This window comes from Bacteroides pyogenes DSM 20611 = JCM 6294 (assembly GCF_000428105.1).
GTDB lineage: Bacteria > Bacteroidota > Bacteroidia > Bacteroidales > Bacteroidaceae > Bacteroides > Bacteroides pyogenes.
In genome coordinates this window covers 22,496-49,458 of record NZ_ATZH01000026.1, presented here as the reverse complement: position 1 = coordinate 49,458, position 26,963 = coordinate 22,496, and the positions used below count along the sequence as shown (strand labels likewise).

The 26,963-nt window shown below is 43.8% G+C and carries 16 protein-coding genes and 1 tRNA gene; 6 read left to right on the top strand and 11 right to left on the bottom strand.

Features of this window, described 5'->3' with window-relative positions:
• Positions 1-32 precede the first annotated feature (32 nt).
• The 3 genes from abc-f to C234_RS0107505 all read right to left on the bottom strand — a co-directional run bounded on the left by abc-f (position 33) and on the right by C234_RS0107505 (position 5,174).
• A complete protein-coding gene (gene abc-f, locus C234_RS0107520) occupies positions 33-1,991 on the bottom strand; it encodes a ribosomal protection-like ABC-F family protein (RefSeq protein ID WP_027325252.1) in 1,959 nt (652 codons plus the stop codon).
• Positions 1,992-2,201: 210 nt separating this feature from the next.
• Positions 2,202-2,903, bottom strand: a complete 702-nt coding sequence (locus C234_RS0107510) for a Crp/Fnr family transcriptional regulator (protein ID WP_027325251.1) — start codon at positions 2,901-2,903, stop codon at positions 2,202-2,204.
• A gap of 81 nt (positions 2,904-2,984) precedes the next feature.
• Complete coding sequence (locus tag C234_RS0107505) at positions 2,985-5,174, bottom strand: glutamine synthetase III family protein (RefSeq protein WP_027325250.1); 2,190 nt, start codon at positions 5,172-5,174, stop codon at positions 2,985-2,987.
• Between the two features lie 941 nt (positions 5,175-6,115).
• Here C234_RS0107505 and C234_RS0107490 point away from each other — a divergent pair.
• From C234_RS0107490 to C234_RS0107480, 3 genes are all read left to right on the top strand, one after another.
• A complete protein-coding gene (locus C234_RS0107490) occupies positions 6,116-10,654 on the top strand; it encodes a translocation/assembly module TamB domain-containing protein (RefSeq protein ID WP_027325247.1) in 4,539 nt (1,512 codons plus the stop codon).
• Positions 10,655-10,671: 17 nt separating this feature from the next.
• Positions 10,672-13,026, top strand: coding sequence for a translocation and assembly module lipoprotein TamL (tamL, locus tag C234_RS0107485; protein ID WP_027325246.1), 2,355 nt, complete (start codon positions 10,672-10,674; stop codon positions 13,024-13,026).
• A 75-nt stretch (positions 13,027-13,101) separates the two neighbouring features.
• The gene (locus C234_RS0107480) at positions 13,102-14,013 is read left to right on the top strand and encodes a nucleotidyltransferase family protein (RefSeq protein ID WP_027325245.1); all 912 of its coding nucleotides are present in this window, start codon (positions 13,102-13,104) and stop codon (positions 14,011-14,013) included.
• 336 nt (positions 14,014-14,349) lie between these two features.
• On the opposite strand, the gene C234_RS0107475 is transcribed toward C234_RS0107480, so the two are convergent.
• The 5 genes from C234_RS0107475 to C234_RS0107455 form a co-directional block, all read right to left on the bottom strand.
• Positions 14,350-16,482 (bottom strand): DUF5686 family protein, encoded by a 2,133-nt coding sequence (locus C234_RS0107475; protein WP_081688138.1) that lies wholly within the window; start codon positions 16,480-16,482, stop codon positions 14,350-14,352.
• Between the two features lie 198 nt (positions 16,483-16,680).
• Positions 16,681-19,011 carry a hybrid sensor histidine kinase/response regulator gene (locus tag C234_RS0107470; RefSeq protein WP_027325243.1) on the bottom strand — a complete coding sequence of 777 codons (2,331 nt, stop codon included), beginning with the start codon at positions 19,009-19,011 and terminating at the stop codon, positions 16,681-16,683.
• Positions 19,012-19,034: 23 nt separating this feature from the next.
• Positions 19,035-20,384, bottom strand: a complete 1,350-nt coding sequence (locus tag C234_RS0107465) for an MATE family efflux transporter (protein ID WP_027325242.1) — start codon at positions 20,382-20,384, stop codon at positions 19,035-19,037.
• An 86-nt stretch (positions 20,385-20,470) separates the two neighbouring features.
• Positions 20,471-21,712 carry a M16 family metallopeptidase gene (locus tag C234_RS0107460; protein WP_027325241.1) on the bottom strand — a complete coding sequence of 414 codons (1,242 nt, stop codon included), beginning with the start codon at positions 21,710-21,712 and terminating at the stop codon, positions 20,471-20,473.
• 27 nt (positions 21,713-21,739) lie between these two features.
• Positions 21,740-22,576 (bottom strand): peptidylprolyl isomerase, encoded by an 837-nt coding sequence (locus tag C234_RS0107455; RefSeq protein WP_027325240.1) that lies wholly within the window; start codon positions 22,574-22,576, stop codon positions 21,740-21,742.
• Positions 22,577-22,666: 90 nt separating this feature from the next.
• On the opposite strand from C234_RS0107455, the gene C234_RS0107450 reads away from it, so the two are divergent.
• Positions 22,667-24,028: a sigma-54-dependent transcriptional regulator gene (locus C234_RS0107450; RefSeq protein ID WP_027325239.1), complete on the top strand. Its 1,362-nt coding sequence runs from the start codon at positions 22,667-22,669 to the stop codon at positions 24,026-24,028.
• Positions 24,029-24,267: 239 nt separating this feature from the next.
• Positions 24,268-24,519: a hypothetical protein gene (locus C234_RS17765; RefSeq protein ID WP_027325238.1), complete on the top strand. Its 252-nt coding sequence runs from the start codon at positions 24,268-24,270 to the stop codon at positions 24,517-24,519.
• Between the two features lie 55 nt (positions 24,520-24,574).
• Here C234_RS17765 and C234_RS0107440 read toward each other — a convergent pair whose 3' ends face one another.
• From C234_RS0107440 to C234_RS0107430, 3 genes are read right to left on the bottom strand one after another with little or no spacing between them, the layout of a single operon-like run.
• Positions 24,575-25,240, bottom strand: a complete 666-nt coding sequence (locus C234_RS0107440) for an RluA family pseudouridine synthase (RefSeq protein ID WP_027325237.1) — start codon at positions 25,238-25,240, stop codon at positions 24,575-24,577.
• Between the two features lie 9 nt (positions 25,241-25,249).
• Positions 25,250-25,996 carry a 3-oxoacyl-[acyl-carrier-protein] reductase gene (gene fabG, locus C234_RS0107435; RefSeq protein ID WP_027325236.1) on the bottom strand — a complete coding sequence of 249 codons (747 nt, stop codon included), beginning with the start codon at positions 25,994-25,996 and terminating at the stop codon, positions 25,250-25,252.
• A gap of 18 nt (positions 25,997-26,014) precedes the next feature.
• The gene (locus tag C234_RS0107430; protein ID WP_027325235.1) at positions 26,015-26,605 is read right to left on the bottom strand and encodes a TetR/AcrR family transcriptional regulator; all 591 of its coding nucleotides are present in this window, start codon (positions 26,603-26,605) and stop codon (positions 26,015-26,017) included.
• Between the two features lie 237 nt (positions 26,606-26,842).
• Between C234_RS0107430 and C234_RS0107425 the strand changes: the two genes are divergently transcribed.
• Positions 26,843-26,915: transfer RNA gene (locus tag C234_RS0107425), tRNA-Met, on the top strand.
• Positions 26,916-26,963 lie beyond the last annotated feature (48 nt).

Here is a 26,963-nt window from a genome sequence, read left to right as displayed (position 1 = left end):
TTGCAATATACAAATATCGAATCGGTTCGTATCTACATCCCCGACGCATTCTCTAACTCGATGGAAGCTTCTTCCCACTCTTCCACGATAGCGTCCAGCCTTTGTTTCATGTTCTGATACTGTTCGTAAAGTTGTTTGTCCGAAGCGCCTTCGGGGGTCGCCATCTTTTCTTCCAAAAGAGCGATGTCCGCTTCCATCTTTTCTATCGTCTTCTCACAGTCGGCTACCCGGCGTTCGAGCTTTTTCATTCGCTTATTCAGTTCTTTCTGCGCTTCATACGAAAGCTTGTTTTCCGAAGCTTTTTCTCCGTCCGCATCAACGGCTTTTGCCTGAGCGGGAGCGGCAGGCGACAGGACCGTTTCTTTCTGGAGTTCATTCAGGCTTTCGATCTTTTTCTTTTGCAGAAACTCATATATACCCCCCAAATGCTCGCGCACCGCTCCGCCGCCAAACTCGTAAACCTTGCTTACCAGTCCGTCGAGAAAATCACGGTCGTGGCTCACAATAATCACGGTTCCGTCGAACTCGCGAATGGCTTCTTTCAAAACATCTTTCGAACGCATATCCAAATGATTGGTCGGCTCGTCGAGAATAAGGAAATTGACCGGTTCGAGCAGAAGTTTGATCATAGCCAGCCGGGTGCGTTCTCCTCCGGAAAGCACTTTGACTTTTTTGTCGGAGGCTTCGCCTCCAAACATGAAGGCTCCCAATATATCGCGTATCTTTAACCGGATATCTCCGACCGCCACCCGGTCGATGGTATCGAACACCGTGAAATTTTCATCGAGCATTTGCGCCTGATTCTGCGCAAAATATCCGATCTGCACGTTATGCCCTACCGTAAGTTTTCCGCCATAGTCGATTTCGTCCATGATACATTTCACCAAAGTCGATTTCCCTTCACCGTTTTTCCCCACAAAAGCTACTTTCTCGCCGCGGTTGATTGTGAAGTTCACCCTGCGGAAAACAGTATGCTCGCCATAGCTCTTACTCACCTCTTCGCAAATGAGCGGATAATTCCCGCTCCGCCCCGCCGGAGGAAACTTCAACCGCAACGAAGAGTTGTCTTCTTCGTCTACCTCTATGCGTTCGATCCGCTCCAACTGCTTGATGCGGCTCTGCACCTGAACGGCTTTTGTGGCTTTGTATCGAAACCGTTCGATAAAATTTTCCGTATCTTCAATTTGCTTCTGCTGATTCTCGTACGCGCGAAGCTGTTGTTCGCGACGCTCTTTGCGCAATACGACAAACTCGTCGTACCTCACTTTATAATCATAGATTTGTCCGCAAGATATTTCAATGGTGCGGGTAGTCACATTATTAAGGAAAGCACGGTCGTGGCTCACCAACACTACGGCGTTGGCACGGGTCGACAGAAAGTTTTCCAGCCATTGGATGCTCTCGATATCCAAATGGTTGGTAGGCTCGTCGAGCAACAACACATCCGGACGCCTCAACAACAGTTTCGCCAGTTCGATACGCATTCTCCATCCGCCCGAGAATTCGGAGGTAAGACGGTTGAAGTCTTCTCTGACGAAACCCAGTCCCATCAGCGTCCGCTCTATTTCGGCATGAAAATTTGTTCCTCCCATCATCAGGAAGCGGTCGTTCTCGCGCGTAAACCTGTCGATAAGCGCATGATACTCCTCAGACTCATAGTCGGTCCGGTCGGACAGTTCGCGATTCATCCGCTCCAATTCCGCCTGAAGCTCAAATATATGGCTGAATGCCAGTTCCGCTTCTTCCATCACCGTGCGGACATCCGAAAGAATCATCACCTGAGGCAGATAGCCCACCGTCACGTCTTTGGGGAGGGCCACCGTGCCCCGTGTGGGCGTCTGCATGCCCGCCAATATTTTCAGCATGGTCGATTTGCCCGCTCCGTTCTTTCCCACCAGGGCAATGCGGTCTTTCTTATTTATCACATAGCTGACATCCTCAAAGAGTGCCGTCGCATTAAACTCTACCGATAATCTTTCTACTGAAATCACTTCTGTCTCTGGTTTATAAAAATTCCGATTTGCAAAGATAACGCATACTTTAGTTCGGAATAAGAAAAGTCGGATAAAAATTGCCCGAACGGCAATTTATCTTTGTTTCCGCAATCCGGGGGAAAGCGCGCCCGAACATCGTGTTACAGAAGTTGAACGAGTTGATACATAAAAAGGAAGGAAAAACCGGTCCGCCTGAATACTCATACATCATCCGATTTTGCTTATCTTCTTCAATCTTTCCTCATCGATAATTTTGATTTTTCTGCCGTCGATGGTTATCAATCGTTCCGTAGCAAACTGAGAAAGGGTACGTATGGCATTGGAAGTTGTCATGTTCGACAAGTTTGCCAAATCTTCCCGCGAGAGATAAATACTTAAAGTAGAGCCGTCTTCTTCCAAGCCGTAGTTTTCTTTAAGGAATAGTAAAGATTCTGCCAGACGACCACGGATATGTTTCTGCGTCAGATTGACTGTCCGCTCATCGGATATGCCCAAATCAATAGAGAGTTGGCGAATAAAGAACATGGCCAAATTGTTGTTCTGGGTAATTAAAGTAGAGATTACACTCATCGGAATCAAACAGACAACGGCAGGTTCAAAGGCAGCCGCCGCAGTGACGAAGTCTTCTTTTGCAAAATAAGCCCGGTAAGCGAAATACTCGCGGGGCTTAATCATTCGTATAATTTGGCTTCTTCCTCCGACACCATCTTTGAAAATCTTCACTTTCCCACTGATAAGGCACATAAGCTGGCGCGGCGTTTCACCTTCACAATAGATGATCTCATTTTTTTTGTAGGTCTGTATTGTGTAATTATTCATCAGGAACTCTCTTTGTTCGCTATTCAAAGGAGCTAACATATCGGATAAAGGTTCCGAAACATTGATGTCTGATATGTTTATTTTTACCATGAGTACTACAAAACTGTGTTATATAGCACAAAAGTAAAAAGAAAATGTGAAAAAAAAAATGAATAAAGGAAAAAAGAGATGCTATTTGGTGAACAGCAATTCCCTGTATTTGGGCAACGGCCATATTTCATCGTCCACTTCCATTTCCAAATGGTCGATATGATCGCGTATGCTATCGAGGTAAGGTCGTACTTTTTCTTCGTAATCGAATGCTTTTTCTTTATAATTTTCTTTGCGATTGGCCACCTTGCGTGCTTCGGTCATTTCGCGAACCAATATTTTAATCGCCGTAACTCTGCGTGATATTTCACGAATCAGGTCTTTGCGGTCGACGCTCATTTGCTCGTATTCTTCCGCAGAAAAGACCTCTTTCAAGCCGCGCAGATTCTCAAGAAGCCTGTTTTGATAAGCGACGGCGATAGGAACAATGTGGTTAATGGCAAGGTCGCCCAACACACGACTTTCAATTTGCACCTTCATCGTATATTTCTCGAGCTCGACCTCCAACCGGCAATTCAATTCCATTTCATTAAATATCCGTTCGCCGATGAGTACCGCTTTCGATTGGTTGTCTACATAATGCATCAGCGCTTGCGGCACATGGCAAATGTTTGTCAGTCCCCGGCGGGCTGCCTCCTGTTTCCATTCTTCAGAGTATCCGTCGCCTTCAAAACGTATAGGTTCGGAAGCTATAATGGTCTCTTTCAATGTACGGAAGATAGCTTCATCCTTACCCACGCCATCTTCCATGAGCTTCTCCACAGAAGCGCGGAATTCATTGAGCTGGTTTGCCATGGCGGCGTTGATAGCAATCATCGCCGCCGCGCAATTGGAAGAAGATCCTGCCGCCCGGAATTCGAAGCGGTTTCCGGTGAAGGCAAAAGGAGATGTACGGTTGCGGTCGGTCGTGTCGAGTAAGATTTCGGGGATTCGCCCGATCCCGAGCTTAAGCGTAGTCTTCTCTTCGGGAGTCATTTTATCATTTCCCACCTGACGTACTATTTCGTCCAGAGTAGCCGACAGCTCTCTTCCTAAAAAGCACGACAAAATAGCGGGAGGAGCTTCATTGGCTCCCAGACGGTGACTGTTTCCGGCGCTCATAATCGAAGCCCGCAGCAAGTCTTGATTCTTGTAAACCATCATCAGCGCATTTACAAGGAAAGTAAGAAAAAGCATATTCCCCTTCGGGTTTTTTCCGGGAGTGAAAAGGTTTATTCCCGTATCCGTGCATAACGACCAATTGTTATGCTTCCCCGATCCGTTGACCCCGTTGTAAGGCTTCTCATGCAGTAGCACGTTGAAATGATGTTTGCGGGCAATGCGCTTCATCAAGTCCATGACGAGCTGGTTATGGTCGTTGGCCAGGTTGCAGTTTTCAAATACCGGAGCCAGTTCGAACTGATTGGGCGCCACTTCGTTGTGTCTTGTTTTGGCGGGAATTCCGAGTTTATGGCATTCTATTTCAAGTTCCTTCATAAAAGCGGTCACACGCGGAGGAATGGAACCGAAATAATGATCTTCCAGTTGTTGGTCTTTGGCAGAAGAATGCCCCATCAGCGTACGACCTGTGAGGCAAAGATCGGGACGTGCATTGTATAAAGAAGAGTCGACAAGGAAATATTCCTGTTCCCATCCGAGATTAGTGTACACGCGCGTAATGTTCTTGTCGAAAAGCTGGCAAACTTCGGTGGCCGCTTTGTCTACGGCTCCAAGGGCTTTCAGCAAAGGAGTCTTGTAATCGAGCGCTTCACCCGTATAAGAAATAAATATGGTGGGAATGCAAAGCGTAGTGTCTACTACAAAAGCCGGTGAAGAAACGTCCCACGCCGTATATCCCCTCGCTTCGAACGTGTTGCGGATTCCTCCGTTAGGGAAGGAGGAAGCGTCGGGTTCTTGCTGAATCAGCAGTTTTCCGGAAAAGCGTTCGATGACTTCACCATCTTCACCGAATTCAATAAATCCATCATGTTTTTCGGCGGTTCCGTCTGTCAGAGGTTGAAACCAGTGTGTATAATGCGTCACATTGAGCGATTTCGCCCAGCTCTTCATACCGTTGGCTATCAAGTCCGCCATCTCGCGGTTGATTGGAGTGCCTTTTTCATTGGCTTCAATTACAGCTTTATAAGCTTCTTTGGGAAGATACTCCTGCATCTTCTTGCGATCGAACACATGGCTACCATAATAATCGGAAAGCTTGTTGGAAGGAGCGACAACCTTCAAAGGCTTCCGAGTGGAAAGTTCTTGCAGGGCAAAAAATCTCATTTTCGACATAGATGTACTCTTTTTTGTGGGTTGATGCTGCAAAATTACCCATTTTCTTGAAACCACCCTTCTTTTTTATGGGGTAATTTCGAGAAAAAGCTTACTTTTTCAGCAGTAAGCCTCCAAATGGCAGATTCTGTCGATTCAACGGAACAGACATTAAGCGACAGAGACAAGCCGCACTCGGAAGATGGGACATTGCGACTTTGTTCCGACATGCCGGCTTCATGTGGGGAAGCCTATTTGTTTCAAACATTGAAAGCTATAAAGCAAAAGCTTCAAATTGTCAAACAGGTTAGTTTCCCCGATGGGAAACTTTTGTTTCATCAGTGGGAAACTTTTGTTTCCCCAGCAGGAAACTTTTGTTTCCCCGGTGGGAAACTTTTGTTTCATCGGCGGGAAACTTTTTGTTTCATCAAAAGAGAGCCTCTGTTTCATCAAAAGAGAGCCTCTGTTTCATCAAAAGAGAGCCTCTGTTTTATCGAAAGAGAGCCTCTGTTTTATCGAAAGAGAGGCTCTGTTTCATCGAAGCAGAGCCTCTGTTTCATCGAAGCAGAGCCTCTGTTTCACCCAAAAGAAGTTTCCGTTCCATCGTATCAACGCTTTTGAATTTCTCCTTTCCGGCCTTTTGTGTAAGCAAGGATGACTTCGGCAAATATCGTTTTTGTACGGGAGCAACCCCCTCCGCCTCTTCATTATATAGAGAGTTGCCTTGCCACGCGACCGACAAAACCGGTCGAACCGCACCTCATCTTAGCCCGCAGAACGCCTCTTCATTTGTAAACACAGATGCTTTTCAACGCAACCGCCCTGTATCTGTGCCATTTCTCATCATTCAATAAAAACAGCCGATTTGCCCGATCGCTTCTATTTTGTTTCTGTAAAAATGGTTGTTTTACGAAATATTTTGTTTCCTTTGTAGTGTTCTCAATATTGATACTTACTGCTGCATGAAACGGAAATGGGTAAAACGGGTGGGCTGGACGTTGCTTACCCCTATATTGCTATTCGTAATACTGATTGTGTTACTCTATGTTCCTCCTGTCCAAAATCTTTTGCGACGCGAGGTGACTGCTTACGCTTCGAAATCTACAGGGATGGATATCCGCGTTCGCCGGATCGACTTGCGTTTCCCTCTTAATCTGTTAGTGCGCGGAGTAGAAGTAATTCATTCGCCCGATACCCTGTTGTCGTTGGAGAGCTTGAATGTCAAAGTTCGCCTGATACCGTTGCTCAAAGGAACGGTGGTAGTAGATAATGTCTCTCTGCAACAAGCCTCCGTCAATACCGCCCATCTGATAAAAGAAATGCGGATACGGGGCGTTATCGGGAGCTTTATACTGAGAAGCGACGGAGTCGATTTAAAAAAAGAAACTGCGCTTGTCAATCGTGCCGAGCTTTCCAATACCCATGTACAGCTGCTGATGAATGATACGATAACCGTTGCCGAAGACACGACGGCATCTTCGCCGGTGAATTGGAAGATCGATCTTCGCCGGTTAAAACTGGAAAACGTTTCTTTCAGCATGCTGACACTTTCGGATACGGCGCGCGTCGCGGCTCACATCGGAACGGCAACAATGAAAGAGGGGATGATCGATTTGCAACGGCAATTCTACGGATTGAAACAGCTTCGGCTCTCAGAAGGAAGTATGCGTTATGACATCGGCGCCTCAGAACCTCGCGAAGGTTTCGACGCTTCGCACATAGCCGTGCGCGATCTGCATATCGGATTGGACTCTTTGCTCTACCAAGGCAGAAACATGAAAGCAGTGGTCCGCGAGTTGAGTATGAACGAGCGTTCCGGCATAAACGTCACTTCTTTTACAGGAGAAATCTTCTCCAACGACTCCATTATTGGAGTGCCGCGATTGAAACTGCTCACTCCGCATTCGGACATATCGCTTTCGGCACGCACTCATTGGGATCTGATGAATGCTTCCGCCGGAGGAACGGTTTTCGCCCGATTGAAAGCCTATTTGGGAAAAGAAGATATCATCTTGTTTGCCGGCGGATTACCGGAATCTTTCAAGGAGTCATATCCTTTTCGCCCGCTGATGATTCAAGGCGGGATGGAGGGCGACCTGAAAGAAGTGAAGCTATTGCCTCTTACCATTGATTTGCCGGGAGCTTTCTCGATGAAAGGAGAAGGCTTTCTGACCAATTGGTCCGATAGCCTGAGCCGTTCGGGGGAGCTGGATTTAGATATCCTTACCCAAAAACTTGATTTCCTGGCAACCCTGAACGGGAAGCCTCTTGACGGATCGATTGCAATTCCCGACAGTATGAAGCTGAAAGGAAAGTTCGAATTAGAAGGACCGCAATATAGAGCCGGACTCCATCTGCAAGAGGGAACCGGCAACATACATCTGTCGGGCGCATTAAACAGCTCGTCCGAAATGTACAGCGCCCGGCTGAAAGTAGACAACTTCCAGCTTCACCATTTCCTGCCGAAAGATTCCATATACGAGCTGTCTCTTTCTTCCGATATTAGCGGAAAAGGGCTGGATTTCTCATCTTATGGCTCACTGGCCAAGGTAACTCTTTCGGTAGACACCCTCCATTACAGCAACTACCACCTGTCGAATATTCATTTGGACGGGAACCTGAAAGGGGCTTTAGCCACAGCACAGATTACGAGCGATAATGATTTGCTGAAAATGACAGCTGATGGAGCATATAATTTGGCGCGCAAATATCCGGACGGAGAATTGAATGTCGATGTAGACCGAATCGATTTGTACAAACTGGGAATAGTCCCCAAACCGACGAAACAGGAAACAGCTTTTAGCTTTGGAGCCGAGTTTCGTAAGAATCAAGTATTAACCCGCTTGGTTTCCGGAGATATGGATATCCGCCTCGATGCTCTCTCCGGCATACAGCCGTTTATACATCAGACCGGAGAGTTTGTTGAGGTATTGAAGAAGCAACTCGATGAAAAAATGCTGAACCATGCGGAATTGCGCCAATCTTTGCCAACAGCCGTTCTCTCTTTTTCCGCCGGAAAAGAGAATCCGCTGGCAGATTATCTGGAAATGAAGGATATTGATTTTCATGAGATTTCCGTAAAAGCCTCCACCGCCCCCGACTGGGGGATGAATGCCATCGCGGCTGTTCATTTGCTGAAAGTAGACACCCTGCAATTGGATACTATCTTTTTTACGGTGAAGCAAGATACCGCGCAAATGGATTTCAAGGGAGGCGTAATCAACGCGCCCAATAATCCGCAGTTTTCTTTTGCCGCCACATTGACGGGGACTGTACGCAACCGGGACGCCGAATTGATGGTTGAATATAAAAACAAGCAAGGACAACAAGGAGCTTTATTAGGCGTCAATGTACGTCCTTCGACCGAGGGGGATGGCAAAGGCGACGGATTGATATTCCGGCTTATCCCCGAAGAACCCGTCGTCGCATTCCGCAAATTCCATTTTAAAGAAAACAGCAATTGGGTTTATCTGCATAAAAACAAACGGGTATATGCCAATGTAGACATGGCCAGTGATGAAGGTATGGCTTTTCGCGCCCACTCGGTGGAAGAAGACACAACGTCTCTGCAGAATATCAATGTCGAAATTCATCGGATTCGTTTGAATGAACTAAGCGACATGCTTCCTTACTTCCCGGAAATAACAGGTTTGTTTTCGGCCGAAGCCCATTATATTCAGTCGGAGAAGGAACTTCAGGTTTCGGCGGAAGTGTTTATGAACGAACTGGCTTACGAACGTCAACCGATTGGGAATATCTCATTGGGGGCTACTTGGTTGCCCGGCGAACAAGGAAAGCAATATTTGAACGGATACTTGACTCATGAACAGGAAGAAGTCATGACGATTGACGGTAAATTAATTCCTGCCGGACAAGGAAGCGATAATGTAGAGGTCATCACACAATTAGCACGTTTCCCGCTTCGCATAGCGAACGCATTTATTCCCAATCAAGTAGTGACGCTGTCGGGAGCCATGAATGGAGACTTGCATATAACAGGGCAGACCGACAAACCATTGGTAAACGGCGAGCTGGTGATGGACACCGCTGTTGTGGCGTCTCGCCAGTATGCCGCCCGATTCCGGCTCGATCATCGTCCGATAAGACTAACGGACAACCGATTGGATTTTGATAAACTGGCTATTTATACCACAGGAAATAATCCGTTCACAATCGACGGGTATATCGACTTCCGCGACATGAAACGTCCGGTAGCAAGTTTAAACATGTTCGCCGACAACTATCTCCTGTTGGATGCCGACCGCACCCGTGAAAGTTTGGTATACGGAAAAGTATTGGCCGACTTGCGGGCATCTGTCAAAGGACCTTTAGACGGGTTGGTGATGCGTGGGAATATAAACCTGTTGGGCAGCACGGATGTGGCGTATATTTTAACCGACTCGCCGCTTACGGTGCAAGATCGTTTGGGAAGCATGGTTACCTTCACGTCATTCAGAGATACCATCGAAGTGAAGCGCAAGGAGGTTCCAAGCGTTTCCCTGGGCGGACTCGATATGAATATGACGGTACACATCGACCCCTCGGTTCGCTTGAAAGTTGATTTGGACTTAGAGGGCAATGACAGAATAGAACTCGAAGGAGGAGGCGACTTGTCGTTGAAGCATACTCCGCAAGGAGATTTGAATCTAACGGGGCGTTACACCTTGACCGGCGGATTGATGAAATATTCGTTACCGGTAATTGCTGCAAAAGAATTTGAAATAGAAAACGGAAGTTATATAGACTGGGTGGGCGATCCGAGGAAACCGACATTGAAGTTCAAAGCGACCGACCGCATACGCGCTTCTGTAGCCGACGGAGAACGTGGAAATTCGCGAATGGTAAATTTCGATGTTTCTATAATTGTCAAAGAACGGTTGGACCGGATCTCTTTCGCCTTCGATGTAGAAGCCCCCGACGATGCTACCATTCAGAATCAGCTTGCCGCTATGGATTCGCAAGAAAGGGGTAAACAGGCGCTTTATATTATGGTGGCGAAAACATATTTGGGAACAGGCCCGATCGGCAGCGGCGCCCGAAGCGGAAATCTATTGAATATGGGCGCGGCAATCAACTCTGTACTGACCAGCCAGATCAATGCGTTGATGGGAAATCTGAAGAATGCCAGTTTTTCCTTCGGCATCGAAGGACACGATGACGCAGAAGCCGGCGGGAAACGAACCGACTATAGCTTCCGTTATTCGCACCGGTTCCTTAACAATCGTTTCCGTATCGTTATAGGCGGGAAAGTATCTACCGGACAGAATGTAGAGAACGATGCCGAAACCTTCATCGACAATTTATCTTTGGAGTATCGCTTAGACCCGGCAGGCACTCGTTACGTCCGGCTGTTCTACGATAAAAACTACGAGAGCATACTTGAAGGAGAAATAACGGAGGCGGGTGTCGGAATGGTATTCCGTAAAAAGTTGGACAAACTGAGCGAATTGTTCATCTTCAGAAGGAAGAAAGATAGAAAAAGCAAAAATGACACACAATAAAGAAAAGATTCGGAAATATGAAAGGTTTATTATATAGCAGCAAGAAATGCGGGGTTTTGTTGATCGTCTGCTCCTTGTACCTGTTAAGCGGCTGTTCGCTTACAAAAAACCTGCCTAAAGGAGAGGTGCTTTATACAGGACAGAAAACAAAAGTCTTGAACGAACCGAAAACTCGCACGGGGCAAACAGCGATGACCGAAATTCACGCAGCTCTTGACAAAACTCCCAGCACGAAGATAATGGGAGGTTTTCTGCCAATTCCCTTTAAAATGTGGATGTATAATAATTTTGTAAATTATGAAAAAGGATTGGGAAGATGGATGTTTAAACGCTTTGCAGCCAATCCGCCTGTATTCATTTCCACAGTCAACCCCGATATCAGGGTAAAGATAGCCGGCAACATACTTCGCGACTACGGATATTTCAATGGGAAAGTAACCTACGAAACAATCTTCGACAAGAAAGACAGTTTGAAAGCGTCTGTACGCTATACGGTAGACATGAAGAACCCTTATTTTATTGATACAATTTATTATCACCGTTTCACTCCTCATACATTGGAGATTATAGAAAGCGGACGACAAAACTCTTACATTACTCCGGGAGAACAGTTCAATGTCGTGGAACTGGATGAGGAACGCACCCGTATCAGCAGCTTGTTGCGCAACAGAGGATACTTCTATTTCCGTCCGGATTATATGACATATCAAGCAGATACGACATTGGTTCCCGGAGGACACATCAGTCTTCGCCTCACACCTGTGCCGGGTTTGCCGGCTGCTGCCCAAAGGCAATATTATTTAGGCAATGTATCGGTTTATCTGTTTGGGAAAAACGGAGAATCGCCCACCGACAGCGTTCGGTACAAAGATATACTCATTCATTATCATGAGAAACTGAGAGTGCGTCCCAACATGCTTTACCGTTGGTTGAACTATCAGGAGTATGTGAAGAATGAGCAAAAACGTATGTCCGGCTCCAATCGATTGTACAATCAGCACCGACAGGAGCAGATTCAGGAGAAGTTGAGTCAATTGGCTATCTTCAGTTATCTCGATTTGCAATATATCCCTCGAGATACCATTGGGGTTTCCGACACACTCGACATACAGTTACAAGCCTCTTTTGCGAAGCCTTTGGATGCCGAACTGGAAGTAAACGTGGTTACCAAGAGTAACGACCAGGCAGGACCGGGCGCCTCTTTCGGCGTAACCCGGAACAATGTGTTCGGAGGAGGCGAAAGCTGGAACGTGCAATTAAAAGGCTCTTACGAATGGCAAACAGGATCGGGGAAGAAAAATTCATTGATGAATAGCTGGGAAATGGGACTTTCCACATCCCTAACCTTTCCGAGGGTTGTTTTTCCACGTTTCGGCAAACGAGAGTTCGACTTTCCTGCCACAACCACTTTCCGTGTATATGTGAACCAACTCAACAGAGCCAAATATTATAAGCTGCTGTCGTTTGGGGGAAATGCCACTTACGATTTTCATCCCACACGTGTAAGCAAACATAGTCTTACACCCTTTAAATTGAATTTTAATGTATTGCAATACCAGTCGGAGGAGTTTAAAGAGATAGCAAAGGAAAACAGGGCGCTTTATACCAGTTTGCAGAATCAGTTTATTCCGGCTATGGAATATACTTATACGTACGATAATGCTTCGTTGCGCAGAGTGAGAAATCCGATATGGTGGCAAACGACAGCCGCTTCGGCAGGAAACCTGACTTCGGTAATCTACCGGGCTTCCGGAAAGCCTTTCGATGAAAAAGAAAAGAACTTGTTGGGCGCGCCTTTTGCTCAGTTTATAAAACTGAATTCGGAGTTCCGCTATCTGTGGAACATGGATCGAAACAACAAAATAGCCACCCGCTTGGCTTTAGGCGCACTCTTCACATACGGCAATGCTTTGATCGCTCCCTATAGCGAACAGTTTTATGTAGGAGGAGCCAATAGCATACGGGCTTTTACAATACGCAGCATCGGCCCCGGAGGCTATCATCCGGAAGAAAGCCGTTACTCTTATCTCGATCAGACAGGTACTTTCCGCATGGAGGCGAACGCGGAGTACCGCTTCCGTATATTCAAAAGTCTTTGGGGCGCCATGTTTCTGGACGCAGGCAATGTGTGGATGTTACGTGAAGATGAGAAAGGAGAGGATACTCGGCTCCGATTGAAGACGTTTGCCAAACAGATTGCCTTGGGAACCGGAGCAGGCCTGCGCTACAACATGGATATCATGGTGTTCCGGCTCGACTTTGGAGTGCCTTTGCACCTTCCTTATAATACCGACCGGAAAGGATACTATAATGTTACCGGAAGCTTCCTGAAAAATTTAGGTATCCATTTTGCCATCGGTTATCCGTTTTAAATAATAAAATTCGTACTTTTGCAGTAAGATCTGATGCCGTTGACATCACTAACCTTTTAAAATATTACAGAACTTATGAAACCAACTTTATTCTTATTGGCGGCCGGTATGGGCAGCCGTTACGGAGGATTGAAACAATTAGACGGACTGGGCCCTAATGGTGAAACAATCATGGATTATTCCATATATGATGCGATTAACGCGGGATTCGGCAAGCTCGTCTTTGTTATCCGCAAAGATTTCGAGCAGGATTTTCGTGATAAAATTATCTCTAAATACGAAGGACACATTCCTTGCGAAATGGTTTTCCAGTCGTTGGACGCTCTCCCCGAAGGTTTTACCTGCCCTCCGGAACGTACGAAACCTTGGGGGACAAACCATGCGGTAATGATGGGATCGGAGGTGATAAAAGAGCCTTTTGCCGTGATTAATTGCGACGACTTTTACGGACGCGACTCATTTCGCGTAATGGGAAAATTTCTTTCCGCTCTTCCTGAAAACTCAAAACACGTTTACTCCATGGTCGGTTTCCGTGTGGGAAATACTTTGAGTGAAAGCGGAACAGTGTCTCGCGGCATCTGTGAAACCGATGACCGCAATCTGTTGACTTCGGTTGTAGAGCGCACCAAAATTCAGCGTATCGACGGTGAGGTGAAGTATATCGATGATAACGGCGAATGGGTAGCCACTCCCGACAATACACCCGTCAGCATGAATTTCTGGGGATTCACGCCGGACTACTTTGCTTACAGCTACGAATTCTTCAAAACATTCTTGAGCGATCCGAAGAACATGGAAAATCTGAAAAGCGAGTTCTTCATACCTTTGATGGTGGATAAATTGATAAACGACGGCACAGCGACAGTGGAAGTACTCGATACTACCAGCAAATGGTTTGGAGTAACTTATCCTGAAGATCGTCAGAGCGTGGTAGATAAGATTAAAGCATTGGTCGATGCAGGCGAATATCCTGCAAAATTGTTTTAAACAAACATTTCCGTGTGATTTTCGTGTCCCCACAGGCTCCTCCCTTCTGACAAAACAGAAGGGGACTGTCGGAATATCCGACTGAGCCTTTGGGGGAAATTCACGAGGTCAAAATTCAAATACAACGAAGATAAACTTCCAATCTGAAACTTGACAATCTTGAGTTGCTGTAAAATAGCCCTATCATTACCTCAAAATGAAGTTTGATAGGGCTGTTTTATATTTGTCTCTTACAATTCACAACTTTCCCAGGTCTCAGTTTAATTTTGACACGCTCGCCTTTTTTCAAAGCCCGCCGTGATTCCGCAAGACCTCAATAGTAACGTTTTAAAAAAGTTATCGATTGAACAACTCGAATGTGAACTTACATCCCAATTGATCGAACTTCCAGTTCCCTCCTCCTATAAAAAATCCGAAATCAAAGATATGCGTTCCTATGCCATATCCGGCCTCTATATAAGGACGCAAGTGAGGCATCGAAAGCGCACTGAGGTAAATACGTTCATTTTGTACATAACGGGTACGCTTCATCAGATGTTTCAAAACCAGGAATGGAGCTTCATAAGTGAAATGTGCCCTTAAATACCTGCGGGAAGAGTTATACCAACGTGCATCAAGCAATTGAAAAACTCCGCCGATCTCATCATTCCAACCGACAGGCAAATTATGACGGGAGAAGTTGGCAAAGTCTACAAAATATAATTCATGCTGATTCGTAAACATCCCCATACCCATTCGATAATAGATATTACGCATCAAATCCATTTTCACTTTATGCTGAATATCGAACTCCACCTTCTCATATTCGCCTGTACTATGAAATATCCCTTTGATACCACGTTCATAATCGATGGAAAAGGTGGGATAATAAGAATGCAGATTCATTTTCCGTTTTCCGTTCATATAATAATACATGCCCGGTGTCCACTCCACACGAACACGAGGAGCAAAACTGATATACGTATTTTTAAATTTGCTCAAGAATTCATCAGAAGGTACGGGGGCACTCCCATCGAAAACAAATTTGGAGCGTTCTACCGCTTTTCGCTGATGAGATGAAAATCCTAAGCTAAGCTCCAACCCATTCGTTATTTCACAAGAATGAAAAACATTCAGGTATAAGTCTTTAAAATAATCGAGATGTATTTGGTTAAAGTCAAATATACTATCGGGTATCTCTTTCAACTCTTCCAGCACTTTACTGCTGTAAATTCGGTTCCCGCTTCCGGCGTTCAGCCGTAAGAAGCCTCTCTTTTGAGGCCAATATTCAAAAGAAGCATTCATCGACCAATAGAGCTCCTTACGTGTGAAGTTGTAGCCCAATTTCGGTACCACCCGCAACAACCTATCTCCTTTAAACAACCTGTTGTAACGAAAATCCTGACGATAAGAAAGACCATTGCTACCGCTATAACTGAACAACAAGGGGTTGATGAAAGGTGAGAAACGCAAACTCCCTATATTAGCCAAGTTGATTTTATAATCTTCTACCATCAAATCACCTACAGTACCCCAGAAAGACTGTCCTTTCATTTTTTTCATTCTCAACGCCGTATCTTGCCGAGATTCATATTTTCGATACAGCTCTTTCTCTCTTGTATCGAGAGGAATGGGACGAAGAGTGGCAAAAGTAGAAGGATCGGTTTTATAAGCGTTCGTATCACATTGTAAAGAAAATGATTCCGAAAGGTTATATTTCTTTTTTTCTTTCTTACGGACATTCTTTTCTTTCAACTCAATTGAGTTATAGCTCAATGAAGCCGTATAGTTGCCATCAATTTTATTTCCCACAAAGTTAAAAGAAGCGTTAACATCATAACGTAACGGTAAAAACTCATCGGGTTTGTTTACCTCTCCCATTAAAATACGACATGCGAAAGTTATTAGTTCCGACCGTCCCGAGAATTCTATCTTACGCACGCTCCATACATTGCTGCTGACAATCATGCATCCGCTAACCAATTGATCACTCTTTGTCTTAGGAATAAAACGTATCCGATAATCCAGACTATTAGGGTCTCCCATAATACTGTCTATCCGATATGTGTAATATTTATGGCCGTTCTTTGCAAGGGGTGAAAGCAAACGTTCGTCTTTCAACAAAGAAGAAGAATAGATGTTTATATTGAAATATTCGAGGAGTCCGGGTACACCTTTGGTTCCTCTTACCGTTCCCTGGGCAGCTTTCACTTTCTGATCGTAAATGTTAGGAGCGGTATAATGCAACTCGCTATATGTCTCGAGCAAATATTCGCGTACTCCTTTCTGCAAACGAAACATCGAAGGAACGTAACGAAGAATAAAATTCTTTTTTCGAATATGTATTTTGCCCTTGATATAAAGATTGGCGCGATATTCGTCCACAATAGTTTCATAAGCAGGAGCAAAAGTCATGACACGTTCGATAATGGAATCTACCGATATCTCTTCACGGGTATAGGGATTCAGTACAACGCTTGCTCCTCCCATCAACGGGAACAGAAGGAACAAACATATTATCCATCCTATCGATATGTTATCTTTCAATGATTGTCATTTCTTAAGCCTATAAAGGCACAAATATAAAAAAGATTATTAGAATCAATGACATTCAGCAATTCTTTTTAAATATGGGGTTATTTAAAAGCCACTTGGAGCGCGCATAACAAGAATATGGCTTATATCTTATTAGATAGGAAGACTGTTATGTAAATAGCTGTTGGCAGCATCAATTACTTTATCGATTCTTTCCAAAACATTTGTGGTCATCTGCTCTACCTCATCAGAGAAGTCGGATCCTCGTCTGGTTTCGAGCCATTTGAGCGCAAGTAAAGAATCGGAAGCATTGATTATTGTAAATAAGGGAAGAATCTTGTGTGCCATATCCGATATTTTGTCTACATCTTTGTGTTCCAAAGCTTGTTTCATCCACGAAGCATTTTTAGCGGTTTCCTCAATAAAGGTCCGGACAATGGTTCGGGCAGCCTCCGGATCATCTCCGGAAAACGCTGTCAACGCAGAGAAGCAAAGCGAAGAGGAAGGTTGTGCCGGCATATTAAGGGATGTATCTGCGGCATTCCTCATTATCTGCTTGATACCAATCGCCGAAATCAGCTCTGTCACAGTAAAGGGTTTATGCAGGCATCCTGTAAACCCATGTTCACGTAAGGCAGCCTCATCCATTTCACTCCGTGCTGTGACGGCTATCACAGGAATCTGTCGCGCCTGAGGTATGTTCGACGCTCTCAGTAAGCGAAGCAAATCAAACCCATCGATAGCAGGCATCTGTATGTCCGTCAGCAAAAGGTCGAAAGTAGAATCCCGCAGTTGGCACATAAGTTCGTCAAGTTGCTGGCAGCAAACCGCAATAATTCCTTGCTCTCGGAGCATTGCAGCTGTCAGCTCAAGTTGAATTTTATCATCATCTATCAATAAGATACGGAAATCTTCGGCAGAACCCGCCTCTTCGGCATTCCGATCCTCAGCCGGCAAAGTCTCGGTTTCTTTATGACCATCATCGCTACAAACACTTTTTGCCACCGGATACAACGGCACAACAACAGTAAAACAGCTTCCCTCACCTAATGTACTATCTACATATATCTTTCCTTCGAGCAGAGTTACCAACTTATGGACGATTGAAAGGCCCAATCCGAAACCATCCGCTCCTTGAGCTCCGGGCAAGCGGGTGAATTCTTGAAAAATACGTTCACAATCTTCCGCCGCTATTCCCTTGCCTGTGTCGGTTATTTCAATCGTCAAGCGTGAATTTTCGTAAGCAGCAGTCAAAGTAACGCTTCCTTGTTCGGTAAACTTCACAGCATTCGATAATAAATTATTTATAATCTGACGAAGACGTAGCGGATCGCTGACATATCTCTCCGAAAGCTCCGGCTCCACAAAGCATTTCAGCGTCAAGCCTTTTTCATCCATTATCGGTCTGAAACTTACAGCTATCTCTTCGAATAGTTGCGCCGGAGTAAATGAAACACGATTCACTTCCGCTTTATTCAAATCGAGCCGATGAAAGTCGAGAAGATCGCTTACCAGCTTCAACAGATGGTCTGACGAACTCTTCATATTGTCCAAATAGAAACGTTGACGTTCATCTTCCGTCAAGCGAGAAAGAAGTTCGGTATACCCGATAATAGAACTTAAAGGAGCTTTAAAATCATGCGTAATGGTCAGCATCAGTTTCTCACGGGCGGCCAATAACGCCTCGGCTCTCTTATTGGCTTCTTCCAACTGTTTACGATAGCGGTTTTTTCTGGTTATATCCCTCATCACCAACATAAGAAATATAGCCGAAAGCAATACGCCGCCGATCGCTATTCCGCCGATAATGTGAGAAGAACGTTTCCTGACAGACTGATAAAGCTCAGCTTCTTGTCTGGATCGTTGCAGTATATCTACTTCATATGCTTTAATCAAACTATCCATTCGGTTGGTCAACAACTCATTCATTCGCTGGTATGCGTCACTGTTTCTGCGGATGCTTTTTTTTGTCCGGATTCGTTTTTGCCTGGTAGCCATGCGTATTTTGTATTGGAGAGAATCCGTCGCAGCAAACGGTTCAAGGATCGTATCGGTGGCAAATTCAAGAGAAGTGTTAACCAGCAAAGCAGTTTCCTTTTTCGAAGGAACAAACACTTCGCCCAAACGTTTGAAAAAACCTTTTTTCTTAGGTTTCGTCACCAACGTATCCCGCTTGGTGATCACACGATTTTGCACCCGATGCCGTGTAATTACAGAGTCTTGTTCCGAAATAATTTCTTCTATCTCCGAAGCGGAAAGTAAACTGTCATTGGCCTCATTCAGCACACGTAACATTTCAATCGTATTCCGGTCTTTTTCATGCAAAAGCAATAACAAGCTGTCTGTTTTCAAATCCTGCAAATTATCCGCCGTAGACAAATTCTCCATCTCATGGTAAACAAATACCAAAGAAAAAATGAGCATGGCAAGAAGCAAAGAGTAGCCAACAGCTATTTTCAGTTTTGTAGAACGAAAAGAAGACATAAGGCTGTTTTATGTATTAAATGTCAAGTTAAAGGCCGCAACTTGATTTGCTGCCGAAAACGTAACCAAAGCATTAAACCGGCACTGGTTAGCCCAAAAGGAAACGCCATCCAAACACCAATTATCCCCCATCCCAATGTAAATCCACAAAAGTATCCAACAGGAAGAGAAATAAGGAAGTAGGCTATAAAGGCGATGAACATCATCGGTTTTACATCCGAAATTCCACGTAAAGCGTTGGCAAAGGTTATTTGCAATCCATCACCAAACTGATAAATTAAAAAGGGATACACTAACGAAGTAACCATTCCTGCCACTTGGGTGCTGTCGGTAAACCAGCCTCCCAGATAATTGCGACAAAAAAACACAATCGAAGAAAGGACGAAGCCCAATAGCATCATCAAATGAAAACCCGCGTAAGCCGAACGACGTACGTTCACCATATCGTTTTGCCCCTTAAAATTGCTGACTCTCACCGCAACAGCAGCTCCCATGCCGTAATACATCATAAAGGTAAACTGAGAAATGGTAAGCATGATTTGATGGGAAGCCAGAGCGATAGTGCCCAGCCAACCGATCATTACAGTGCTCAAACTGAAAGAAGCGGCTTCCATGCCCATTTGAAGTCCGATAGGCCATCCAAAAGCATTTAAACGACGAAGTACGGAACGAGACCAACCCAAACGGAAAAAACCTATCTTGTAACGAAGAAAACGAGGGCTCCAGGCAAACACTGCAACAAATACCACCACCATCATGATACGCGAAAATAAGGTACTAATTCCGGCTCCCAGCAATCCTAACTCAGGGAAGCCAAGTTTTCCATAAATCAGCAGATAGTTACCGATAATGTTCAGCACATTTCCTCCCAACAATATCCACATGGCAGTTTTCGTATCCGTTATTCCATCGGTAAATTGCTTAAATCCATTAAACAACATCACAAATACCAACGATGCCAAAAGCACAAGATAATATGGCTTTATCAATGGGATTAATTCTTCGGGCTGGCCTAAATTTTCTACATTCAGCCAAAGCACTCCCATAATCAGAGTAAGTAATACAGCTACCAGAAAGTTGGCCAAGAGACTGCAACGCAACGCCTGTCCTGCCGGTGGAAACTGACGTGTTCCATAAAGGCCGCCGACAATAGGCGTAAGCCCGTACGAGAATCCGGTGCTGAATATAATAGCTAAATTAAAAACATTATTGACAAAGGAAGCCGCTCCTAACTCTAGCGTACTGTGATGCCCGATCATCAATGTGTCGGCAAACCCGAGAACAATTACTCCCACCTGCCCGATCACAATCGGCAATCCAAGAAAGAACAACGCTTTATAATGCGATTTATATGTTCTATAACTATTTATCATTCTTTTTCCTTTTTGCTATAATATTTTTGAAGTGATATCCATTAGAAGAATAAAATTGTATTCATACATATCTGACAACCGATTTATTACTTATTCTCTGTACGGTTGTAAAAAAGCACTACCCGATTCTCTTTTTTGAAAGTATCACGCGCCACCCTTTGCAGGTGTTCGGCGGTGACCGAACGATAACGCGCTACCTCTTGTTCCATATCTTCAGCTTTATTGAGCAATTCAAACCATGCCAGATTGGTAGCAACATTCAAATAATTAATATTCCCGAAAATCTGAGTCGATTCAAATTTATTTTTCACTTTCTCAAGTTCATAATCCTCGACAAATTCTTGTTGCAAATGTTCCAACTCTTCGTACACAGCCGCCTCTGCCTGCTCCAATGAAATACCGGGCGACGGTTTCCCACAAATATGAAACAAACCGGCATCCACACTGCCGGATATATAAGCGTCGATGTTAGAAAACAGCTGCTTCTTATGAACTAAGCGCTGATTCAATCGGCTGGAACACCCGTTACTCAATAAATCGGACAATATATCAAAAGCATAATAATCGGGATGATGATGATCGCACATATGATATGCTATAAATAAAGCATCGAGAGGAACATTGCGTTCAACAGTCAAACGTCTCTCCTCTGTTTGTTGGGGCTCTTGCTGCAACTTCCGTCGAATCACTTCGCGACGAGGAATAGAAGCAAACCATTTTTCGGTCAAAGAGATTGCCTTTTCAAAAGAAATATTGCCGGTTACGGATAATATAGCATTATTAGGCGCATAAAAACAAAAGAAAAACTCTTTCACTTCATCCAAAGTCGCATTGGCAATATGAGCCAATTCTTTTCCGATAGTGGGATATTGATAAGGATGTACCTGATAAGCCAAGGGGCGCAAGATATGCCCGACATCCCCGTAAGGCTGGTTCAAACAGCGTTGTTTGAATTCTTCCATCACTACTCCCCGTTGAATATCTAAACTTCGTTCGCTAAAGTTCAAGCTTAACATTCGATCGGACTCCAACCAAAATCCTATTTCAGCATTTTGACGCGGAACAGTAAGATAATAATTGGTAATATCATTATTTGTCCAGGCATTATTTTCTCCACCGGCCAATTGAAGCGGGGTATCATAATCGGGAATATGAAGCGATCCTCCAAACATCAAATGCTCGAACAGGTGAGCAAATCCTGTATGATCGGGATGCTCGTCGCGAGCACCTACATCATATAATACATTCAAAGCTACCATTTGGGTGCTTTGATCTTGCGTATGTATCAGACGCAACCCGTTATCAAGAACATGCCTGTTTATCTTCATTACCAAGAAGAAATGATATAACCAAATTTACAATACCACCACTTTCAAAATTTTCACATCTTCTTCCGGACGGTCACTGCGATCGGTTTTGACACATTGTATCTTCTCTACAACTTCCATTCCTTCCACTACTTCTCCAAACACGGTATATTCGCCGTCCAAATGAGGAGTACCACCGATTGTCGTATAAGCTTTTATCTGTTCTGCCGTAAAATGAAAATCCGGTTCTTTCGCAGCCTCTCTTTGAGCCTCTTCAAAGAGTTTTTCCTGAAGCTCGTAAAGTCCGTCTTCATCATTCGCTTTCCGCATCTTATAAATTTCTTTCATATGCTTCTGCGCCAATGTGTTGAAAATAATATTCACACGGTTTTCATTCTTCTGATTTTCCATGCTCAACAATGTAGAGTCGTTGAACACTTTTCCTGTTACAATGTAAAATTGACAACCGGAAGACTCTTTTTTCGGATTCACATTATCTCCTTGACGGGCAGCGGACAAAACTCCTTTTTTATGAAATAATTGAGGATATACAAATTCTGCGGGAAGAGTGTATCCCACATCACCGCTTCCTAGCATTTTTCCCTTCGGAGCATTCTTAGAATCAGGATCTCCCGCCTGAATCATAAAATCTTTTATTACACGATGGAATAGGGTTCCTTCATAGGCTCCCTGTTTTGCCAACTTTATAAAATTATCGCGATGTTTGGGCGTCTCGTTATACAACTTAACTTTAATATCCCCTAAACTCGTTTCAATTCTTACCAACGTTTGGTTATCCATATTTCCTTCTTTTTTAGATCCGCTTTTACAGCTGACAAGACCGCAAAACAGTATGGTTAATACTAACAATAGCGTATTTTTCATAACACTTTTATTTAATTTAAGTCTGCAAAGATACTATTTTCACATGGAATCTCTTATCTTTGTCCCTTAAAAGAGGCAAAAGGTCGCAAAATGAAATCAATATTAATTGTTGAAGATGATATTACTTTTGGGATGATGCTGAAAACCTGGTTAAGCAAAAAAGGATTTCAAGTATCGTCTGTGAGCACCATTGCCCGTGCTCAAAAATATATTGAAGTACAGACGGTAGATCTGATTTTATCAGACTTGCGACTACCCGACCAAGAAGGTATTGATCTCTTAAAATGGATGAACAAAGAACAAATAGCGATACCTTTAATCATAATGACCGGCTATGCCGATATACAATCGGCAGTACAGGCCATAAAATTAGGCGCAGGCGACTATATAGCCAAACCGGTGAATCCTGAAGAACTGTTGAAAAAGATATCGGAAGCATTGAAAGAAAAAAGTACTTCTAACGTATCTATCGGGTATAAAACAAGTGCAACAAAGAAAGCGGAATCTCAAACTGACGAAAAACATCAAAGCTCTTTTCTCGAAGGGGAAAGCGATGCGGCCAAACAACTCTACGGATACGTGGGGCTGGTAGCTCCAACCAATATGTCGGTTCTCATCAACGGCTCCAGTGGTACAGGGAAAGAATATGTAGCTCATCGCATACATCAACTAAGTAAACGTAGCGACCAGGCGTTCATCGCGGTCGACTGCGGGGCAATTCCAAAGGAGTTGGCGGCATCCGAATTCTTCGGACATGTAAAAGGTTCTTTTACCGGAGCCTTAACAGATAAGACGGGAGCTTTTGTTGCAGCTAACGGTGGTACGATCTTTTTAGATGAGATCGGTAACCTCAGCTACGAAGTGCAAGTGCAGCTACTTCGTGCCCTGCAAGAGCGAAAGATTCGTCCGATAGGCTCAACCCAAGAAATTAATGTGGATATTCGTCTTATATCCGCCACTAATGAGAATCTGGAGCAAGCTATAGAAAAAGGAGCTTTCCGAGAAGACCTCTATCATCGCATCAACGAGTTCACCTTACAAATTCCTGATTTGAAAGATCGCCGTGAAGATATACTTCTTTTTGCCAACTTCTTTCTCGACCAGGCCAACAAAGAATTGGATAAGCAGCTCATCGGATTTGATTCCAAATCATCTCAAGCCTTACTTAATTTCCATTGGCCGGGGAACCTGCGCCAAATGAAAAACCTTGTAAAACGGGCAACTTTATTAGCTCAAGGGAAATTTATTACTATTGAAGATTTAGGAGCTGAGATTTTAGAAACCCCTCCTGTCTTTGACAACATGGCGTTGCATAATGAAGAGATGGAAAAAGAACAGATTCTGGAAGCGCTTCGCCAGACAGGAAACAATAAAAGCAAAGCTGCCCGATTACTGAATATAGACCGGAAGACATTGTATAATAAATTAAAATTATATGATATTCAATTATAGCAAAAGTGTGGAATAAATCCACACATTCCACACATCCTCAACATACCTCCACATTCCATCAGAATCTTATTTATCTAATAATCAAAAGATTGCAAACCTCAAATTGGTTTGGCACGAGCTTTGACTATAAATAAATAGAAAAATAAGATATGTCAGACATTAAAATAGTAACAACCGATTCCTTAACTTGAAACGAGAGATTTGAAACTTTTATTGAAGAAATCATTAAGCAAACAGTAATGAAAAAAATTGTCTTAGTAGTAGCAATGTTTATGTTTGTTTGTAGTGGTTCATTCTTGGTGAAGGCTCAGAACTCTGCAAAAGCTGTGATAGTCCCTGCCGATGTTATGCTGGCTGTTGCCGTCAATGACACAATATCTCCTGACACAATTGTCAAAGATACGACTGCCAAAGACACAACAGCAGTACCTGAGCCCACCAAGGAAGAGCCTAATACTGAACCGACAGAACAGTTTGCCGAACAACAGTAAGCACACTACAAAAAAGCCATCCCTACTTGTCTATTCCGGGGATGGCTTTTTTATGCTATCCAAACTCTTTCCACAAACTACCATCCGGTAGAGGAGCCTCAAGTTCAATAAGTCTTTTCGAAACAGGATGTACGAAAGATATTTTCCGAGCATGCAAACATATGCCTCCATCCGGATTCGAACGTTGAGCCCCGTATTTTAAATCTCCCTTAATAGGGCATCCCATTTTAGCCAACTGACAACGAATCTGATGATGTCGTCCGGTTTTTAAATCGACCTCAAGCAGATTGTAAGTCTTCGAATGGCTAATCAGACGATAATGCAAAACAGCCTTTTTGCTATTCGGCACTTCCTTTTCGTAAGCATAACTTTTGTTTTGCTTCTCATTACGCACTAAAAAATGAACTAATTCCCCTTCCGGCTCTTTCGGAACATTTTTTACGACAGCCCAATAAGTCTTTTTCACTTCGCCCGTACGAAACATTTCATTCAAACGGGCCAGCGCTTTTCCGGTTTTTGCAAAAACAACAAGACCGCTCACCGGGCGGTCTAATCTGTGTGTAACACCTAGAAAAACATTTCCGGGCTTTTGGTATTTCTCTTTTAAATACAGCTTTACAATATCCGAAAGCGGAATATCCCCCGTCTTGTCTCCTTGTACAATTTCAGAAACGGTCTTGTTGACTACAATAATATGATTATCTTCGTATACAACAGTCATCCTGAAGAACTACATATTCATACCACCATCTACTTGCATCACCTGACCCGACACGTATGAAGACATGTCAGAAGCCAGAAAAGTAGCGATGTTTGCCACATCTTCAGGAGTGCCGCCACGACGCAAAGGAATTTTTTTCGCCCACTCTGCTCTTACTTCTTCTGAAAGAGCGGCTGTCATATCCGTCAGGATAAAACCGGGCGCAATAGCGTTCGCACGAATACCGCGAGAGCCCAGTTCCTGAGCAATAGATTTAGCCAAAGCAATCATTCCGGCCTTCGAAGCAGCATAGTTGGCTTGCCCGGCATTGCCGTGAACACCTACCACAGAAGCCATATTGATAATACTACCCGATTTTTGGCGCATCATCACCGGCGTACAAGCATGTATAAAGTTAAATGCCGACTTCAGATTTACATTGATTACCATATCCCATTGCTGTTCGCTCATACGCATCATCAATCCATCACGAGTAATACCTGCATTGTTCACCAGAATATCAATGCGTCCAAAGTCGTTATGAATTTCTTCTACAACTTTTGCCGTATCTTCAAAATTGGCTGCATTCGAAGCGTATCCTTTGGCTTTCACCCCCATTGCCTCCAGCTCTTTAGCTGTTTTTTCGGCATTCTCGTCAATAAGAAGGTCAGTAAATGCAATATTTGCCCCTTCGGAAGCAAACTTCAAAGCAATTGCCTTACCAATACCGCGAGCAGCACCGGTAACAATAGCTGTCTTTCCTGTTAATAATCCCATACTATAAAATTAGTTTAATTAAAATTTTGTCCTATGCAATGCGCCAAATACAATATTGACTACATATTTCTTTCTTGTTTCTTCATCTAAATGAGCCCCTATCTGGCCACGAATATAAGGGACCTCAATTCCTTTCACACAATAATGCACCAATTCAGCAGTCATTTCAATATCATCAATCTGAAAGACTCCTTTTGTTTGCCCTTCTAAAAGAACAGCCTTAAAAAGTAGCTTTTCTTTTGCGTCAAACTTCTTTCGAACTTTTTCTACGTTCCATATATCACGAAAAAAATTGGCTCGCAACGTACCGTTGCGATAAACCACTTCCTTTACCGCATCCAATCGAGTGTATATCATTTCCAGAATCTTTTGATCCGGTGAAATATCTTTTCCGGCTACTCGCTTCATCATATCCGATAGCATGTCGAGTTCAGATTCCACAACGGCCAAATAAATATCATCCTTACTTTTAAAGTAGGTGTAAAGGGTCCTCCTGCCTTTTTTAGAAGCAAGAGCGATGTCATTCATCGTTGTATTTTCGACCCCCATCTTTGCAAAAAGCTGGCGGGCGACATCAACCAATTTGGCTTTTGTTTTGGATACGGTCATAGGTTATAAACTGCACAATGCTAAATATTTTGAGCAAAAGTAATTCTTTTCTTTAGACCACACAAGAAAACAGACAGAATATTTAACACTCCCACAATGAATTAAGGGTCCAAATAAGAAATATGTACCACCCTATATTTCAACAAAATAAGGAAAGATAGAAAAGTTTTATCGAAAATAATATAGAAATAATTTGTTTATTCAAAAATAAGCAGTACCTTTGCACCCGTAAAACATCGCGGAGTGGAGCAGTTGGTAGCTCGTTGGGCTCATAACCCAAAGGTCGTCTGTTCGAGTCAGGCCTCCGCAACTAATAAAAAAGCTGCCTCAAAACAAAAATGAGGCAGCTTTTTTTATA